Source organism: Bradyrhizobium uaiense (assembly GCF_010811875.1).
In the GTDB taxonomy this organism is placed as follows: Bacteria; Pseudomonadota; Alphaproteobacteria; order Rhizobiales; family Xanthobacteraceae; genus Bradyrhizobium; species Bradyrhizobium uaiense.
Genome location: NZ_VKHP01000763.1, coordinates 1 through 249, shown reverse-complemented (window position 1 = coordinate 249; position 249 = coordinate 1). Strand labels below are relative to the sequence as shown.

General features: G+C 63.9%; 1 protein-coding gene. It reads left to right on the top strand.

Annotation, left to right across the window (positions count from 1 at the left end):
* On the top strand, positions 1-182 hold a 182-nt coding region (locus tag FNJ47_RS47355; protein ID WP_163163662.1), incomplete at its 5' end, for a GMC oxidoreductase.
* Between the last annotated feature and the right edge of the window lie 67 nt (positions 183-249).

Here is a 249-nt window from a genome sequence, read left to right as displayed (position 1 = left end):
CGCCGTGGGCGGTGGTCGACGACCAGCTCCGGGTCCATGGTATGGAAGGCCTGCGCGTGATCGACGCCTCGATCATGCCGCGGATGATCTCCGCCAACCTCAACGCCTCGACCTTGATGATCGCCGAGAAGGACGAATTCCCGGCGATCGACCTCGAGGACAAGGCGTTCGTCTACGGCTGAGCTGCCTTCTTCTTTCCCGTGACCTCAATGCGGATCCCGTCATCCTGAGGTGCCCGCGAAGCGGGCC